The organism is Cobetia crustatorum, from assembly GCF_000591415.1.
Taxonomy (GTDB): domain Bacteria; phylum Pseudomonadota; class Gammaproteobacteria; order Pseudomonadales; family Halomonadaceae; genus Cobetia; species Cobetia crustatorum.
Genome location: NZ_JEMF01000049.1, coordinates 13,439 through 29,334, shown reverse-complemented (window position 1 = coordinate 29,334; position 15,896 = coordinate 13,439). Strand labels below are relative to the sequence as shown.

General features: G+C 56.1%; 15 protein-coding genes and 1 tRNA gene. 8 read left to right on the top strand and 8 right to left on the bottom strand.

Translation table 11 applies throughout. From position 1 onward, the window contains the following. Positions 1-9: 9 nt before the first annotated feature. From secD to queA, 4 genes are all read right to left on the bottom strand, one after another. A complete protein-coding gene (gene secD, locus BF12_RS0111285; RefSeq protein WP_024952372.1) occupies positions 10-1,860 on the bottom strand; it encodes a protein translocase subunit SecD in 1,851 nt (616 codons plus the stop codon). Between the two features lie 72 nt (positions 1,861-1,932). After that, the gene (gene yajC, locus BF12_RS0111280; RefSeq protein ID WP_024952371.1) at positions 1,933-2,268 is read right to left on the bottom strand and encodes a preprotein translocase subunit YajC; all 336 of its coding nucleotides are present in this window, start codon (positions 2,266-2,268) and stop codon (positions 1,933-1,935) included. Positions 2,269-2,460: 192 nt separating this feature from the next. Then, positions 2,461-3,579 (bottom strand): tRNA guanosine(34) transglycosylase Tgt, encoded by a 1,119-nt coding sequence (tgt, locus tag BF12_RS0111275; protein ID WP_439644509.1) that lies wholly within the window; start codon positions 3,577-3,579, stop codon positions 2,461-2,463. A gap of 167 nt (positions 3,580-3,746) precedes the next feature. Continuing rightward, positions 3,747-4,775 carry a tRNA preQ1(34) S-adenosylmethionine ribosyltransferase-isomerase QueA gene (gene queA, locus BF12_RS0111270; RefSeq protein ID WP_024952369.1) on the bottom strand — a complete coding sequence of 343 codons (1,029 nt, stop codon included), beginning with the start codon at positions 4,773-4,775 and terminating at the stop codon, positions 3,747-3,749. Between the two features lie 357 nt (positions 4,776-5,132). Between queA and BF12_RS0111265 the strand changes: the two genes are divergently transcribed. The 7 genes from BF12_RS0111265 (at position 5,133) to BF12_RS22425 (ending at position 8,448) form a co-directional block, all read left to right on the top strand. Further along, a tRNA-Leu gene (locus BF12_RS0111265) sits at positions 5,133-5,218 on the top strand. Between the two features lie 99 nt (positions 5,219-5,317). Continuing rightward, complete coding sequence (locus BF12_RS0111260) at positions 5,318-6,592, top strand: tyrosine-type recombinase/integrase (RefSeq protein ID WP_024952368.1); 1,275 nt, start codon at positions 5,318-5,320, stop codon at positions 6,590-6,592. 116 nt (positions 6,593-6,708) lie between these two features. Continuing rightward, positions 6,709-7,191 carry a hypothetical protein gene (locus tag BF12_RS19760; protein ID WP_051510939.1) on the top strand — a complete coding sequence of 161 codons (483 nt, stop codon included), beginning with the start codon at positions 6,709-6,711 and terminating at the stop codon, positions 7,189-7,191. A 5-nt stretch (positions 7,192-7,196) separates the two neighbouring features. Next, on the top strand, positions 7,197-7,460 hold the full coding sequence (locus tag BF12_RS22045; RefSeq protein WP_156941171.1) for a hypothetical protein: 264 nt from the start codon (positions 7,197-7,199) through the stop codon (positions 7,458-7,460). Between the two features lie 112 nt (positions 7,461-7,572). Further along, positions 7,573-7,812 (top strand): helix-turn-helix transcriptional regulator, encoded by a 240-nt coding sequence (locus BF12_RS0111250; protein WP_024952367.1) that lies wholly within the window; start codon positions 7,573-7,575, stop codon positions 7,810-7,812. After that, complete coding sequence (locus tag BF12_RS23580) at positions 7,698-8,045, top strand: helix-turn-helix domain-containing protein (protein ID WP_084488085.1); 348 nt, start codon at positions 7,698-7,700, stop codon at positions 8,043-8,045. Before BF12_RS0111250 ends, BF12_RS23580 begins: the two co-directional genes overlap by 115 nt. A 205-nt stretch (positions 8,046-8,250) precedes the next feature. Continuing rightward, complete coding sequence (locus BF12_RS22425; RefSeq protein ID WP_211242442.1) at positions 8,251-8,448, top strand: hypothetical protein; 198 nt, start codon at positions 8,251-8,253, stop codon at positions 8,446-8,448. Positions 8,449-8,703: 255 nt separating this feature from the next. Here the strand turns inward: BF12_RS22425 and BF12_RS0111235 are convergent, their stop codons facing one another. Both BF12_RS0111235 and BF12_RS0111230 read right to left on the bottom strand, forming a co-directional pair. Beyond that, complete coding sequence (locus BF12_RS0111235; protein WP_024952364.1) at positions 8,704-9,405, bottom strand: M48 family metallopeptidase; 702 nt, start codon at positions 9,403-9,405, stop codon at positions 8,704-8,706. After that, positions 9,402-12,767: a type I restriction endonuclease subunit R gene (locus BF12_RS0111230; protein WP_024952363.1), complete on the bottom strand. Its 3,366-nt coding sequence runs from the start codon at positions 12,765-12,767 to the stop codon at positions 9,402-9,404. The genes BF12_RS0111235 and BF12_RS0111230 overlap by 4 nt, the downstream gene beginning before the upstream one ends. A gap of 112 nt (positions 12,768-12,879) precedes the next feature. On the opposite strand from BF12_RS0111230, the gene BF12_RS22040 reads away from it, so the two are divergent. Beyond that, complete coding sequence (locus tag BF12_RS22040; protein ID WP_156941170.1) at positions 12,880-13,044, top strand: hypothetical protein; 165 nt, start codon at positions 12,880-12,882, stop codon at positions 13,042-13,044. Here the strand turns inward: BF12_RS22040 and BF12_RS0111225 are convergent. Together BF12_RS0111225 and BF12_RS0111215 are read right to left on the bottom strand one after the other, a co-directional pair. After that, positions 13,022-13,636: a Fic/DOC family protein gene (locus BF12_RS0111225; RefSeq protein ID WP_024952362.1), complete on the bottom strand. Its 615-nt coding sequence runs from the start codon at positions 13,634-13,636 to the stop codon at positions 13,022-13,024. The two genes, BF12_RS22040 and BF12_RS0111225, sit on opposite strands and share 23 nt — an antisense overlap. Before the next feature lie 415 nt (positions 13,637-14,051). Continuing rightward, positions 14,052-15,875 (bottom strand): GmrSD restriction endonuclease domain-containing protein, encoded by a 1,824-nt coding sequence (locus tag BF12_RS0111215; protein WP_024952360.1) that lies wholly within the window; start codon positions 15,873-15,875, stop codon positions 14,052-14,054. Positions 15,876-15,896: the final 21 nt, after the last annotated feature.

The following is a 15,896-nucleotide window of genomic DNA, read 5'->3' as shown; positions in this document are numbered from 1 at the left end:
GATGGCCCCTCAGATCCAGAGTTTCTTGAGTGTCTTGCCGCCAATGGCAAGATTGATGATGCCGCGCGACATCATGATCGCCGTGAACATCGACGTCAGAATGCCGATGGACAGCGTCACCGCGAAGCCTTTGACCGGCCCGCTACCGATGGAGAACAGGATCACCGCGACCAGCAGGGTGGTGATGTTCGCATCGACGATAGAGGTGAATGCACGCTCGAAGCCGGTATGGATAGCCTGATGGAGCGGCATCTTCGTGCGCATTTCCTCGCGGATACGTTCGAAGATCAACACATTCGCATCTACTGCCATACCGAGGGTCAGCACGATACCTGCGATACCCGGTAGGGTCAGCGTTGCACCCAGCATCGACATTGCGGCAATCAAGATCGCCAGGTTCGCGGTCAGTGCAACGTTGGCGACTATGCCGAAGGCCTTGTAACGCGCCAGCATGAACAGCACGACCAGCAGCAGGCCTAGCTCAACGGACAGAATGCCGCTTGCGATATTTTCCGCTCCCAGGCTTGGGCCGATCGTGCGTTCTTGCACGAAGTAAATCGGCGCAGCCAGCGAGCCGGAACGCAGCAGCAGCGATAGCTCCTTGGCTTCTGTTGGAGAGTCGAGGCCGGTGATGCGGAAGCGGTTACCCAATGCACTCTGTATCGTCGCCAGGCTGATCAGCCCTTTCTCGGTGTACGGAATGCGCTTTTCGACCTTTTCACCGTCTTCCATCGTCGTGCGGGTGCGTGTCTTGTGCTCAATGAACAGCACCGCCATGTTGCGACCGATCGCAGCGCGCGTCACGCGGTTCATGATCGAGCCGCCGGTGCCATCCAGGTTGATGTTGACCTGCGGGCGGCCACTTTCATCAAAGCTGGTGCTGGCACTGGACACGCTGTCACCGCTGATGATCACGTCTTTCATGATGTTGGCGGTACGACCTGGCTGGCTGCGGAAGGCAAAGCTTTCCATTTCACTGGCCGGGGTGTCGTTGGTCGCCTCGAGCCGGAACTCGAGATTGGCTGTGGCGCCCAATACGCGCTTGGCAGCGGCAGTGTCCTGCACGCCTGGCAGCTCAACTACGATGCGGTTCGGCCCCTGGCGCTGAACCAGTGGCTCGGAGACGCCTAGCTCATTGACGCGGTTACGGATCGTGGTCAGGTTTTGATTGACCGCATAATCCTGAATCTGCTTGACGGCGGTCGCCGTCAGCTTGAGGTCGAGCACGGAGCCGCGTTCGACATCACGCTCATCAAACTCGAAATCCTGGAAGTCCCGTGAGATCAGTGAGCGGGACTTTGAGAGGTCGTCGCCATCGGAGAAGGTCAGGCTTAACGTACCGTCGTTGACTTCGCTGCCGCGGTAGCGGATACGCTCCTCGCGTAGAATTTCCTTGATCGCGCTGGCGTTGACTTCCAGGCGTTGCTTGACGGCGGCGTCCATGTCGACTTCCAGCTGGAAGTGGACCCCTCCTCGCAGATCAAGACCCAGCTTCATCGGTGAAGCGCCAAGGCTTGAGAGCCATGCGGGCGTTGCATCGGCCAGGTTCAACGCGACGATGATGTTGTCGCCGAGCGTATCACTGACGAGCTCTTTGGCACGCAGTTGCTGGTCGTTGCTGGTGAGGCGAATCAGGCCGGTGGAGCCGTTGAGTTCTTGGGACTTGGGCGTAATGCCTGCGTTTTCCAGTGCGCTGATGGCACGATCGAGATCTTGCTGGTCGACGGCCTCGGCGCCGCTGGCGGCACTGATCTGCACGGCCGGGTCTTCGGGGTAAAGGTTCGGCAATGCGTAGATCACGCCGACGGCAAGTACCAGGCAGATGACCAGGTACTTCCAAAGCGGATAGCGGTTGAGCATGGCAGCCCTGTCCTTGGTGGAGCGGGAGAGAAAAAGCATGCTGCCGGCACAGGGGCCGGCAGCAGGAGGGGATCAGATGGACTTGATGGTGCCCTTCGGAAGTACTGCGGCCACGGCAGATTTCTGCACGTTGACTTCGTTGCCTTCGTTCAGCTCCATGGTGAGGAACTGTTCGTTGACCTTGGTGATGCGCCCGACCAGGCCGCCGCCGATGACGATCTCGTCACCCTTGGCCAGGTTGCCGATCAGGTTCTTGTGTTCCTTGGCGCGCTTGGACTGCGGGCGCCACAGCAGGAAGTAGAAAATGACCACGAAACCGACCAGCATGACAATCTGACCGATAGCGCCGCCACCGGCAATGCCGGCCTCAGCTTCAGCGTGTGCGGCAGGAATGAGAAATTCCAGCATGTGTATCTCCAGAGGTTACGGGTGAACTGTTGTTGTGCGATGAGCCTGATTTTTAACTGACAGCTTTCAACTGACGGTTTCATGAACCGCCGACTCGTGCCCGTTCTTTCCTGATGCATGCAGTCTGACGAATGCAATGGGGAGCGCGAGACGAGTCCGAGCCGGATGGCGAACCCTCCGGCCGTAAACCGATCAGTCGGCCAGCGGCGGCACTGGCAGGCCGCGCGCGGCATAAAACTGTTCCACGAAGTCCTGCAATGTACCCGCTTCAATTGCACCGCGCAAACCAGCCATGACGGTCTGGTAGTAGCGCAGATTGTGGATAGTGTTGAGCATTGAGCCGAGCATTTCTCCACAACGATCAAGGTGATGCAGATAACCGCGTGAGAAATTGGTGCAGGTATAGCAATCACACTCTGGGTCCAGCGGTGACGTATCACGCTTGTGGACGGCGTTGCGAATCTTGACTGTGCCGGTCGGTGTAAACAGGTGGCCGTTGCGCGCGTTGCGGGTCGGCATCACGCAGTCGAACATGTCGACGCCACGACGCACGCCTTCAACGAGATCTTCCGGCTTGCCGACGCCCATCAGGTAACGTGGCTTGTCTTCCGGCATCCACTCGGGCAGGTAATCGAGAGCCTTGATCATCTCTTCTTTTGGCTCGCCCACTGACAGACCGCCGATGGCGTAGCCGTCGAAGTCGATCTTCTTCAGGCCTTCCAGTGACTGCTCACGCAGGTCCGGATACATACCGCCCTGAATGATGCCGAATAGGGCTGACGGTGAGTCGCCGTGTGCATCGTAGGAGCGCTGAGCCCAGCGCAGCGACATCTCCATCGACTTGCGAGCTTCGTCATGAGTCGCCGGGTAGGGCGTGCACTCATCGAAGATCATCACGATGTCGGAGCCGAGCGAGCGTTGAACGGCCATGGACTCTTCCGGGCCCATGAAGACCTTGGAGCCATCGACCGGTGAGCGGAAGTGCACGCCTTGCTCGGTGATCTTGCGCGTCTTGCCCAGCGAGAAGACCTGGAAACCGCCGGAATCGGTCAGAATCGGCTTGTCCCACTGCGCGAAGTCATGCAGGTCGCCATGGGCTTCGATGACTTCCGTGCCTGGGCGTAGCCACAGGTGGAAGGTGTTGCCGAGAATCATCTCGGCGCCGATTTCCTTGATGGACTCCGGCGTCATGCCCTTGACGGTGCCGTAGGTGCCAACCGGCATGAACGCCGGAGTCTCTACGGTGCCACGTGGGAAGGTCATGCGGCCGCGACGTGCACGGCCATCGGTGGCGAGCTTTTCGAAACTCATGAAGCATTCTTTACGCATGATTCTCTCTTCGCTTGGCGGCGAAACAGGCCGCAGCTGGTGTGTCAGTAGGGTAGCGCACGTCGCGTTAACTGCTCATGACGTGGGGCTGGGCTGTTGTCGTGCCCCTGATCAATCGCAGGGAGTTGCTGGAATTCGTTTTGCCAGAATTAGACGCGTTCGAGCAGCATGGCATCGCCATAGCTGAAGAACTGATAGCGTTCTTCCACGGCAGCCTGGTAGGCGGCTATGGTGTTTTCGTAACCAGCAAAGGCCGAGACCAGCATCAGCAGCGTTGATTCGGGAAGGTGGAAGTTGGTGATCAGTCGATCGACTACCTGCCACTCATAACCCGGATAGATGAAGATGTCGGTATCACCGGAGTAGGGGGCCAGTGTTCCACCGTGCGCCTTTGCAGCGCTTTCCAGGCAGCGCACGCTAGTGGTTCCGACCGCCATGACACGGTGTCCGTTGGCGCGGGCTCTGGCAATCTTGTCGCAGGTGTCCTGGCCGACGTCGATCCATTCGCTGTGCATGTGGTGTTCGAGGATGCTGTCGACACGCACTGGCTGGAAGGTGCCGGCACCCACATGCAGCGTGACAAAGGTAGTCTCGATACCCTTGTTGGCCATCGCGGCCATCATTGGCTCGTCAAAATGCAGTCCAGCCGTCGGGGCTGCAACCGCCCCGTCGCGCTTGGCATAGACTGTCTGATAGCGTTCGCGATCCGACAGCTCATCGTCACGGGTGATATAAGGCGGGAGTGGCATATGGCCATGCTGATTGAGTAGCTCGATCATCGGCGTTTCGCCGTGGAAACGCAGCTCGAACAATGCATCCTGACGACCTTCGACGACGGCGGTGATGCCGCCTTCAAAGATGAGCTCGGTACCTGGTTTCGGAGACTTGCTCGAGCGAATATGCGCCAGCCCACGCTGTGCATCCAGCGGACGTTCCAGCAGCATCTCGATCTTGCCGCCAGACGCCTTGTGGCCATGCAGACGTGCCGGAATGACGCGGGTGTCGTTGAATACCACGACATCACCGGGTTCCAGCAGCTCTATCAACTCCGGGAAGCGACGGTGCGCGATATCACCGCTCTTGCCATCCAGATGCAACAGGCGACAGTTGCTACGTTGCTCGGACGGATAGCGGGCAATCAGCTCGTCTGGGAGACTGAAGTCGTAATCGCTACGCATGAGCGGACGAGCGATAGCTGGGGTGGCAACGCTCGAGGCATCACCAGAATCGATACGTGACATGGCCAACGTGAAGCTCTGATAGAACGACGCACACAAGGCGCATCGCTGCATGCGTACATGCAAATAAGGGAAGATAGTACTCCTGCTCCTGTGGAGCGATTCATGAGGCTCTTAACAGGGCAGGTGAAAAAAGGTCGCCCATGATAGCGAATGCCACGCCTGACGCGAAGCCCTGCTCGTGGACTTCATCATGTCGTCCAAAAAGGGGGCAATATGGCGATATCTTGCAGGCCGCTGATCTAGCACTAAAAATCATTGACCTTGGTGCAATATTCCGTATAATTTCGACCCGTTGCCGGTGTGGCGGAATTGGTAGACGCAGCGGATTCAAAATCCGCCGCTTAATAGGCGTGTCGGTTCGAGTCCGACCACCGGCACCATTCCAATCAAGTACTTAGCTCTCCCTTCTTGTAGCACCTCGTTGCATCAACTAGCATCCAATGACACCTCCATATTGGGACGGGTATTGGGACTAGATCATGCCGAGAAAAGCTCCTGAGCTCTCAGCTCTTCAAGTCAGACGCCTTATTTCTCCTGGTCGCCACGCGGTGGGCGGGGTCGATGGTCTGTTTCTGCGTGTTACTGATAATGGCGGTCGTTCTTGGATATTGCGCTTCCCCACTGGGGAGAGGCGGGTTTCTGCTGCCGGAAATTCCTTCGCGGTCTATCGTGATGTTGGCTTGGGCTCTTTTCCCAGCACTACCCTGGCTGCAGCCCGCGAGAAAGCTCGGTCCATTCGCGACAAGCTGGCCGAGGGTATAGATCCAATAACTGAACGCAAGGCGGCCAAGCAAGCCCGTCAGGCAGAAGAGAGGCGTCGCCTTACCTTCGCCCGCGCTGCCAAGGCGGTGATTCAGATCAAGCAGGCGGAGGCCAGTAACATCAAGCACGCCCGTCAGTGGGAATCTTCGCTTGAGAGTTATGTTATCCCTTCACTTGGCACGATGTCCGTAGCAGATATCGAGCTGGCACACGTCGTCCAATGTCTTGAGCCGATATGGCAAGCCAAGCCCACTACCGCCGCCAGGGTGCGTCAGCGCATAGAGTCTGTTCTTTCTTGGGCAACGGCTCATGGTCATCGTACTGGGCCCAACCCTGCTGCCTGGAAAGGCAATCTCGATGCTGTGTTACCAGCGCCGGCCAAGATAAAGAAGGTGGAGCATCTCCCAGCGTTGCCGATCGATACGGCGCCTGTATTCTGGCAGAGCCTGACTCAGCGAGAAGACGTAACTGCCAAGGCACTGACCTTGCTGATTCTTACCGGGAGTCGTTCAGGTGATGTTTTGGGGGCTAGATGGGAAGAGATTGACCTGACTGAGGCTCTCTGGGTCATACCGGCGGGCAGAATGAAGCGGCGTAAAGAACACCGTATACCGCTTTCTCCTGCTGCTGTGGAAGTGCTCAAGACACTCAACCCGGCACAGGAGGGGTTGGTCTTCAGTCGTGGCAATGGCAAGGCGTTGGCTGCCAGATCAATGGGCGACCTCATCAAGCGGATGCACGAAACAAGTTTGAAGGATGGCGGCCAGGGATTCGTGGACCCCACTGACGGGCGGGTAGTGGTACCGCACGGCTTCCGATCCACACTGCGCGACTGGATGTCGGAGAGGACAGCCACAGCACACGATGTTGCCGAATCCGTGTTAGCCCACGCTATCGGAAACCAGACAGAAGCTGCCTATCGACGCGGCGATTTGCTGACCAAACGCGCTGGGGTCATGAAGCAGTGGGCAGATTTCTTGGTGCGTAATTGAGCAGTTATGTTTTTGATAAAGCGCTAGCGAAAGCTTAGTAAAATATTTATGGCTTCGTTGGTTGTGGGGTTGTCGATTTGTGAGTGATTAGGGGAGAAGGTGCCAAGGAGGGCATAATGGCAGGGTATGATCCTTATAGCTGTAATAGTCTTCAAAAGCCATATTATCGTCTCATCGAAATAGCGATAAGGTGGTGTGGTTTGGTTGCTCATGAAGTGGAGATATTAGAAGCGGTAGGCGGTGAAGCTATACCTGATGTTAAATTATTCCCTCAATGGCCTTGCTTGCGAGTGAATTGCTTGGCAATCGAAGATGCCATCAATAACGATGATCTCGCTTATGGGCGTGATGGGAAAGCTGTCACTAGTGGTGAGCACGTGGCCCCCTATCGTAGAACGGTGCGTCATCACGACTTAAAAGAGTGGATGCTGAAATACTATCCTGGGCAAAAGCCAGAATTCTTATTCGATGAGATTGAGCGAGGAGTCCATCATTCGATTAACATTGATGACTATCTGCCTTACAGTCGAAAATTGAGGCTACTGAAGCTAGAGTTGAGAAGGCTAAAGAAGCGTGGCTTGCTCAAAAAGAAGAAATAAAGAAATTGAAAGAAGAGAATAAAAGGCTTTCCTCTCTTCCCACTAAAGAGAATGTGCATCCTAGAAGTCGAAGATCATATCTGACCGTCATTGAAGCACTCGCGCAGGAATCTTTGAAAGGTGACATCCCGCGGGAGCCTTATTCTGCAGCTAATGCCTTGCTATTTGTTATGAACAAGCATGGTCTTTATCTAAAGAATGAAACAGTGGCGAATATGATTTCAGACATCAGTTCGATTCGTGAAGACAGAGAAACGGAAAAAGCTTGAGTTCAGTCGCCTAGCTCATATCCCAAATGGTACTCAAGTCATCCCATTTGGAACTTGTGGACTCACTGCCACGTCATGCTGCCTGTGAATCCACAACGCAAGGCAATACACCATGGCGAATTACTCTCATGATCGCTCTATGCAGGCCAGCCAGGTAGGTGTTCAGCAAGTATCCACCTGGTTGTCAGTCAAGCAGCTTGCTAACCGCTACGATGTTCACACTGCCACCATCTGGCGATGGGCGCGTGTGCCTGGAGACTTTCCGAAGCCTACGCGGTTCGGCTTTGGCTGCACTCGCTGGAAGTTTTCCGATATTCAGCAATGGGAAGCTCAGCAGGAGGTGGCGCAATGAGTGGGTCGTCTCGTGATATCTCTCCGCACAGCCAGGCTGGCAAAGTATTATCGTCACTACGTCTGCGGCCTATGAGCAATATCGAGTTGGTTAGTGAGCTGAGCATTGCACATCCGCCAGCATCAGTCAGGGATCTGCGGCGTTCGGGGATAGAGATTCAGACAAGAGAGCATCCCCATCCTTCCAAACCAGGTGAAAAGATCAAGCGCTATCACCTGATGAGCGAGCGGTAATGCGATGGCCAAAAGGAAGCACAAGGCCATCTCCAGCTGGCCGGGTGGTTACCTGGCTTTGCCAAAAGTGGTCATGGAGCATGAAGATTTTCGCTTGCTTACTTCGTCCGGCCACAAAGTTCTCATCGCTTTGGCGGCTCAGTATAACGGGAGGAACAATGGCGACCTTTCCGCTACACATACGACAATGAAGGCGTGGGGAGGTATGGCGGCCGGGACACTTTGCAAGGCACTCCGCGAGCTGCAGGAGCGTAATCTGGTGCTGAAGTCTCGAGAGGCATTCAAAGGACGTGAAGCATCCCGCTGTGCCCTATATGCCATCACTTGGCAGCCGATAGACCCTTGTGGTGGCAAGCTTGATGTAGTGGATACCACCATGCCGCCGAGGAAGTGGAAGGCATGATTTCGAGCATTACCGCCTTCAGTTTTTGGAGTCGATAGCGTCAAAAATTGGAGTGGTGGTCCGGAATTGTGTGGTTTGGCCTTGGATAAGGCTCCAAAAAATGAAGTGGTCAGGGCATTTTTCAGAGATGTTGGACTTCAAAAAATGGAGACCTTACTAAGTTACCAGCCGGTAGCAGGTTCTGTGGCCATTCAAGATGGTTGATGAGTGCACAATGGCCACCCGAACAGATAGGCCCGCACCTTGTTGTAAGGCCTATATCCCTTCCACCTCGATGCCATGCCGGGCGAGCCAGCTCTTGCGCTGTTCATAGTCCGGCATGGCTCTTTCCAGGCGGCGCCAGAAGGCAGGCGTGTGATGTGGTTCGTACAGATGAACTAGCTCGTGCACGACCACATACTCTGCGATATGGCGTGGCAGCAGTATGGTCTTCCAATGGAAGTACACACGGTTGCCCTTACCGCAGGACCCCCAGCGATAACCGAGGTCCTGAACCTTCACGCCTGCGGGCGACACCCCCATCCGTTGCGCGTGTTCTCTCACCTTCTTAGTCAGCCAGTCCTGTGCTCGGCTGGTGTACCAGTGGATGAAGTGCTCACGTGCATCAGGTAGCGCGTCTTCACGAAGCAGGAAGCGTCCGGCGGCCAGTTTCAGAGGCGCGCTTGAGGCGGTCGGCGGCACCCGTCGGAGGCGATAGCTACGTCCCAGGTAAAGAAAACCTTCCCCGTTGACGTACTCCTTCTGGGGCAGGCTACGACGCTTCTCTGCTTTCTGTGCCAGTTTCTGGTAGATCCAGAGACGCTTCTCTCCCACAAACTCACGTACCAATTCCGTATCAGTGCCGGTAGGGGCTACGATGACGAGCTCGCCATCGCGTTCCACCGTGATAGCCAGCGTCTTCCGGCGAGAGCTTTCGCGCACCTCAAAAGAAAGGTCTTCTATGGTCAAGCGTGTCATGCGTTTACCAGCTTATGATGGTTGCTGCGTGCCAAGTCAAAGAGACGCTCAGCGGTAGCCTCCGCTTGATCGGTCGGCACCAAACTGCCCATTATCAGCAAACTGAACAGACCTTGCTTCAGGCGTTCCTGGTCCGGGATATGGGATGGCTTCCAGAAATCAGGAATAGCAATCTCGGGCTGAATGATGGCCACGACTTCTTCCGTAGTCTCGAGCAGCCTCTGTGCCGTGGTGGAGTTCAGGCTTGTCGGGTCTAGGTCGCAGGTGGCTACCAGTTCTCGCCAGAAGGGCTCGGCGTGGTCCGGCATATCGGGTATGGCCTCGTCATCAAGGCTGGCGCCGTCTCGCAGTTGCTGGATCAGACTCTTGAAGGCTTCCACCTGGTCTGCCCACTGTCCATCAAGCTGACCGAGCAGCTCTTCAAGGCGTTCACTGAGGCGACCGTATTTTACAGGATCTTCCTCGAGGTGTTTGCTGACGTGGGAGCGCACCGCGTGCTCCATCTCTGATGCCTTGGCTCGATCACTCGCCTGGTGATCGATATGATCATCGAAGCTCGCGTCAGTCAGCTGTACAGGAGGGATACGCGGGTCGATGCCCAGAGATATCACGTAGTCATCGATCAACTTGCGTACCTTGTTGCCGATATCCTTCCCGAGCTCAGGAGTATCCTTGTAGCGGTTGCGGGCGATGGCATGAATATAGGCGAGACGCTTGGCATCATTGACGAATTCCAGGCCTTCAGGGCGGGGTAGTACGTCATCCAGGCCGCGATTGAACTCCTTGAGCTTGACCATGAACTCGGCGCGCACACGCTCATCGCCCAGCACCTGTACGGCTTCCTCGGTGTCATCCAGGTCATCCACCCCTTGTGCGCGCAGCACGTCAACAACACGCAAGTGGCGATCACGCAGCAACGGGATCTCATCCTTGAGGCTTTGCAGAGCGCCCTCGATATCTTCCTCGCTATAAGCAGCCAAGGCTTCCTTGAGGTGATTGGCAACGCCAAAATAGTCCACCACGATGCCGTGTGACTTGCCATGACCAGTACGATTGACGCGTGCGATGGCTTGCAGCAGTTCGGCCTCACGTAGAGAGCGATCCAGGTACATCACCCCTTCGATGGGGGCGTCAAATCCAGTCAGCAGCATACTTTTGACGATCAGGAAGGCCAGTGAATCGTGCTTGGTAGGGTCGGCAGGCGTGGCATCATTTGGCGGCAGAGGCTTCTTGAACCGTTTGATGTGGCTCTCCACAGCAGCCCGGTCGCTCCACTTGGCCCAAGCAGCGTCATCATTGTTTCCGCTGCTGAAGACCACGGCGAACTCCAGCTCCTCCAGTACCTTGCGATAACGCCACGCCTGTATCGCGGCCTTGACCTTGGGCGGCCGGGTGAGTAGCTGGGTGTCGTCGAGCTGCTTGTCTTCCGCTGACAGTGACATAGCCTCTTTCAGGAGGTCCTGCTTGGCCTGTTCAAGAGCATCGAAGTAGCGCAAGGCGGCCCGGCGGCTATAAGACACCAACTGAGCCTTGTATCCATTGGGCAGGATGTTCGTGACGTAATGGCGAAGGATGTCCTGCGCCTTTTCCTGCACTAATTGAGGTGCTTCAAAAATCTGGCCCTTGGTGGCGTACTTCTTCTTGATAGCCTCAAGTTCTTCCTTGGTGTGATCGCGGAAGAGGTCCTCGAACAGGCCGTCCAGGCTTGCCCCTTCCTTGATGGCGCCCTTGGCAGTGCGTCCCTCGTAGAGTATCGGGACCGTCGCGCCATCCTCTTCTGCTTCCTTGATGGTGTAGCGGTCTATGTACTCACCGAAAATGTCATGGGTGCGTTTCTTGTCACCCATGATGATCGGTGTGCCAGTGAAGCCGATACGAGCCGCATTGGGCAGGGCGCGCATCATGTTAGCGTGAAGATCCCCCGCCTGGGTGCGGTGGGCTTCATCCACCATGATCAGGATGTCTTCACTGGTATTGAGTAACTCGAAGGGCGCACTGAGGGTTGGCTTGCGCGGACTGCCGACACTGCTAACAACTGCTGGCTCGGCAACCAGACGTTGGTCATCAGGCTGATCTTGCGCGACTTGGGCGTAGGCGCCTTGCGTAGGCTCATCATCGCTATCGGGGTCACGGTATTTCTGTATGGTGCCGAAGACCAAGCCAGGACCTTCGCGTGCCAATAGCTTCTTGAGTTGCGATGTTTTGCCTGCCTTGGTGACCGTCTCCCCAGTGAGCTCGGCCGTTGCCGACAGCTGCTCTTGCAGGTCCTTACGATCGGTAATGACTACCACCTTGAAGCGACGCAGGGCAGGGTCGGTGCGAATCTTGCGCATCAAGAACACCATCGAAAGGCTTTTGCCACTACCCTGGGTGTGCCAGACAATTCCACCACGGCGGTCAGACTCCCCGTCTTCACGGCGTGTCTTGCCATACTTGAGCCGCTTGAACGCGCGCGTCATGCCACGGTACTGCTGGTAGCGACACACCAGCTTTATCTCTTGCCCGCCAGCATTCATGAATAGCGTGTAGTGACGCACGATATCCAACAAATTGGCCGGAGTGAGCATCCCGGCGATCAGACGCTGCTGGGCCGATAGGTGCGTCACCCCAAGGTCAGTGACAACATCTGCCTCACGCAGCGGGGCGACAGTCTTCCAGCTCAGGTAATGAGAGAAGCGAGCGCCGATGGAGCCGACTCGTGCATCATCGAAGTTGCTGGCCACCAGGAACTGATTGGTCGCGAACAGGGCTGGGGCACCTTCGTGTTCTTCGGTGTCGTTATCCAGAATGCGTTGGTCATGATAGCGCCGCAGCTGGTCCACTGCGTGGCTTATGCCTTCGGGCACTGTGCGACTCTTGCACTCCACTACCACCAGCGGGATGCCATTAACGAACAGCACAAGGTCAGGGATCACGTGACCTTTACCCGAGTCATGGCCGGGAGGGCTCTTCACCTTGAACTGATTGACCACCGTGAAGGTGTTGTTGGCAGGTTCATCCCAGTCGATGAAGCGAATAACCTGACCCCGACCGCCATCCCAGCCTTCTACCCCCTCTACCGTCAGGCCGTTGAGCAATAGCTGGGTAGCCTGTTTGTTGGCTTCCAGCAGCTTGCTGGAGGGGATTCGGGTGATGGCAGAGACTGCCTGGTTCAGGCGTGTCTCATCCAGCCAACGCTTGCCATCATGCAGGTTGATCTTGCCGAGTTGATCCTTCAGCAACGGCTCCATCACTACCTGAGAAAAGCTGTCGCGGCTCGTCACGGCAGGGTCGCTGACTGAGCCCTCCAGATATTCCCAGCCTTGGCCTACCAGTTGATCAATGAAGGGCTTTTCTACGTCGGTGTACTCAGGGCCTGCCATTCCTTGGCTCCAGAATCAGGTGGGTGGTGAGAAAATGTTCGTAGCGGAGCAGCTTGGGTGCAGATTATCGCGAGAAGGCGTAAAATGACTCGTAACTCAATGGAGGGTTCACATGACGACTTCTACAGTACTCAAGAAACGCCGTAGAGTGAGCAGTAGCGCATTGCTGAAGGCCGTTTCCACATCTACAGCCGTAGAAACAGGCAAGCCTAGTCAAGCTATCGAGATGAAGCTGCGTTCTGGCAAGTCCCGTTTCAAGTCTCTACCGCTTGCCTGACTCGCTCAACCATTGGTTCATAGTCACAAACGACACCGGCATGGATGGCCTGGATATAGGCCTCCTTGTTCTGATTCCAGTCATCGTAATTCAACAGTCCCAGCCCCGCTTGATAGGCCATGGCATCTGACAATAGTCGAGCGATACGGCCATTCCCCTCTCTGAATGGATGTATCAAGATCAGCTCGACATGAATTTGAGCGATGGCGTGTATCGCCTCCTCTCGATTCATTTCGTTGCAGGGTGTCAGTTTACTCAGCCATTCCTGATCCAGCTTACTCAATAGCTTGGGCAGCTGTCCTGCTGCGGCGAAGGGAAAGCCGTCTTTTTCCAGATTGACCTGACGCTCTTCGCCCGCCCAGTCATAGATATTCCCAAGCCAGCGATGATGCCAGTGTTTTAGTAGCGCAGTGTTGAGTGGCTGGTTCTCTGGCAAAGACTCGAACACTACTTCGTATAGTTTCAGTAGCTGTTCAGTCTCGGCTTCATCAAGACTCTCTTGATCGGTGAGATCGAGCTTGTTACGCATGACCTTGCCACCTGAACCGGGCTCGGCACTGCCTTGTGATCCAGTAGCACGATACCTGCTCATATAAGTTCCTCCCCCAGGTCCAGTCTTCTGTGTCTGTCTCCAACCTGAGGCCGACAGAGCTCAGTAAAGGCTTCCTGACCCTTCCAGCCTTTCCAGGTGTGGCCTGTCGTGACTCCGCGCCCAAGACGATGTGGAGCCTTGGGCCTGATATCAGCCTCTCCAGCGTCACGGCGATCAGGCGGTCCGAGAACAGGTTCATCTTGCGCTGCCCGGCCAAATCATGGGACCAGTGCCTGAACCCTTCCTTGATAGCTTCTACACTGGGTGTGACGGCTTCCTTCGTGATCAACCAATCAAGTGCTACCAGCATACGTGCCAACACACCTACTGGTGCTACTGAGACCTCTCGCTTTGTTCGCTTGTCGATCAGCCCCTTTTGCGGGTTCAGGCTGCGCGAGAGGTCAATGGCCATGATTCAGTCGTCACCTCCCTCATCGCTACCTTCATCACTGCCCGCCAGCGCTTTCTTGCCCATTGCCTTTTCGATGATCTCGAGCAGGTTCTGCTTGCGCTGTTGGTAGAAGGCGCCAAAGTCATCCGCGCGTAAAGCTTGTGTCGGGATACGGTGGCCTTCAAGGATGGCATCCATTGATTCATCATTTAGCTGGACCTGCTTGTGGTCCTGCAGGCGGGTCAGATACTCCGACGGGGCTCTGCCGCCGATCATGCGATTGGTATGCGCAGAGATAGGCGTCTTGTTGATGATGGCGTCGTAGACGCGATAGGAAAGTCCCTGAGACTCGCACCAGGCACGCGGGAAGATGTGGTGAATATCCAGCGCGACGCCTTGTTGGTCGAGCGCCTGAATGTCGCCCTTCCAGAAAAAGTCGTTGGCCCCTTCGCGCAGGATCAGCACATTGATGCCCTTGTAGGCGGCGCTGTTACGACTGCGTAGGGTCTCGAGGCGCGAGGGGTCGAAGGAGGCGTCAATCACGGTGCGCGGCAGCTCGGCGTCGTGCTTGAACCAATACATCAGCTCTTCCAGGTCCAGGGCGATGCGGGTCTCCACGGCGCCGCCATAGAGTTCACCCAGTACACCACTCCAGAACCAGCGGGTGAGCTTGGCGTGGATACGGGGCTCCCGCCAGCTCCCGCCCAGCAGCGTCATGACAGCGGCCAGTGGCACTAGCTGGGTGGCATAGGGTAGTTCGCGGCGTTTGTAGAAGCATTCTCCCTTGAGGAAGTAAGCCGCCTCGACAAAACCTTTTTCCACGCTATCTACCCAGCGCTTATATGATTCAAGTGGGAGGTCCAGTACTGAGGTGCGCTTGGCACTGACGGGTCGAACTTGTTTCCCTGTGTGACCGGCAGCAATATCCTCTTGCTTGCGAGCGTGGGTATGTAGCAACGTGATGGCAATCAGTAGATCGGTGTTTTCCACGCCCGCCAGCAACTCGTGCTCCTTGAAGCGAACCTTGCGTGAAGGCACCTTACGGATGTCGGAGCCATACCAATCATCGCGCAGGTTATAGCCCTCAGCGGCATAGCTGGCGGTGATCAATTCGAATACCGAGAGCTGCACGCCGCCTGTGTTGACCTTCTCGAACACCAGGCAGACCGCCTCCTTGGAGGTCTCTTTCTTCAGTTCGATGACTGGTAACTGATAGGCAGAGAAAGCGCCGAGTATTTTCTTCTGAAACTCCAGGAATTCGCCCATTGCTTGCTGGTTGTAGCGGAACAGGTCTTGCAACCAATCGGATGGGTCGAGAATCTTGTCGCAAGGGAAGTAGAGCTTCTCACACTCAAGCTGGCGAGTAGAAAGGTCCAGCTTTACATCACGACCGAAGTTCTTGGTGATTTGGCGGTTCTCATCCACTGCCTCAATGGCATCTTCCAGACGCTCATCGCCTTCCAGTGCCTTGCAGATATTGAAGTAATAGTGGCGGCGAATCTTCTTGCCCTGGGCGGTGCGGGTATCGACCGGGGCATCCAGACCCACCGCCTGAGTCAGGCTGGTGAGGCGCTGCTGGCCGTCGAGAATCAGGTGGTCCGGGTCTTTGGTGACCGTTTTCGGGTCGATACCCTCCACCGGGCGGGTCTGGAAGCGAACCTCCCCCCCCGTCTCCATCAGCATCACTGCGCCGACCGGGAAGGATCGGGCGATACTGACCAGCAGGCTTTTGACGTGATCATCGTCCCACACCCAGCCACGTTGAAAGTCAGGCAGCTGGATCTTGCCGTTGGTGATGTCCTTAAGCAGCTCGGGCAGCGAGCGCTTGGTACTGTCGAAGGTGGTCATGGCAGTTCCCTTTGCGATGTT

Excerpts from the sequence above, each read along its gene's own strand:
- secD (WP_024952372.1), bottom strand. The coding sequence starts at position 1,860 with ATGCTCAACCGCTATCCGCTTTGGAAGTACCTGGTCATCTGCCTGGTA.
- yajC (WP_024952371.1), bottom strand. The coding sequence starts at position 2,268 with ATGCTGGAATTTCTCATTCCTGCCGCACACGCTGAAGCTGAGGCCGGC.
- tgt (WP_439644509.1), bottom strand. The coding sequence starts at position 3,579 with ATGAGTTTCGAAAAGCTCGCCACCGATGGCCGTGCACGTCGCGGCCGC.
- queA (WP_024952369.1), bottom strand. The coding sequence starts at position 4,775 with ATGCGTAGCGATTACGACTTCAGTCTCCCAGACGAGCTGATTGCCCGC.
- BF12_RS0111260 (WP_024952368.1), top strand. The coding sequence starts at position 5,318 with ATGCCGAGAAAAGCTCCTGAGCTCTCAGCTCTTCAAGTCAGACGCCTT.
- BF12_RS19760 (WP_051510939.1), top strand. The coding sequence starts at position 6,709 with ATGGCAGGGTATGATCCTTATAGCTGTAATAGTCTTCAAAAGCCATAT.
- BF12_RS0111250 (WP_024952367.1), top strand. The coding sequence starts at position 7,573 with ATGGCGAATTACTCTCATGATCGCTCTATGCAGGCCAGCCAGGTAGGT.
- BF12_RS23580 (WP_084488085.1), top strand. The coding sequence starts at position 7,698 with ATGGGCGCGTGTGCCTGGAGACTTTCCGAAGCCTACGCGGTTCGGCTT.
- BF12_RS22425 (WP_211242442.1), top strand. The coding sequence starts at position 8,251 with ATGGCGGCCGGGACACTTTGCAAGGCACTCCGCGAGCTGCAGGAGCGT.
- BF12_RS0111235 (WP_024952364.1), bottom strand. The coding sequence starts at position 9,405 with ATGACACGCTTGACCATAGAAGACCTTTCTTTTGAGGTGCGCGAAAGC.
- BF12_RS0111230 (WP_024952363.1), bottom strand. The coding sequence starts at position 12,767 with ATGGCAGGCCCTGAGTACACCGACGTAGAAAAGCCCTTCATTGATCAA.
- BF12_RS22040 (WP_156941170.1), top strand. The coding sequence starts at position 12,880 with ATGACGACTTCTACAGTACTCAAGAAACGCCGTAGAGTGAGCAGTAGC.
- BF12_RS0111225 (WP_024952362.1), bottom strand. The coding sequence starts at position 13,636 with ATGAGCAGGTATCGTGCTACTGGATCACAAGGCAGTGCCGAGCCCGGT.
- BF12_RS0111215 (WP_024952360.1), bottom strand. The coding sequence starts at position 15,875 with ATGACCACCTTCGACAGTACCAAGCGCTCGCTGCCCGAGCTGCTTAAG.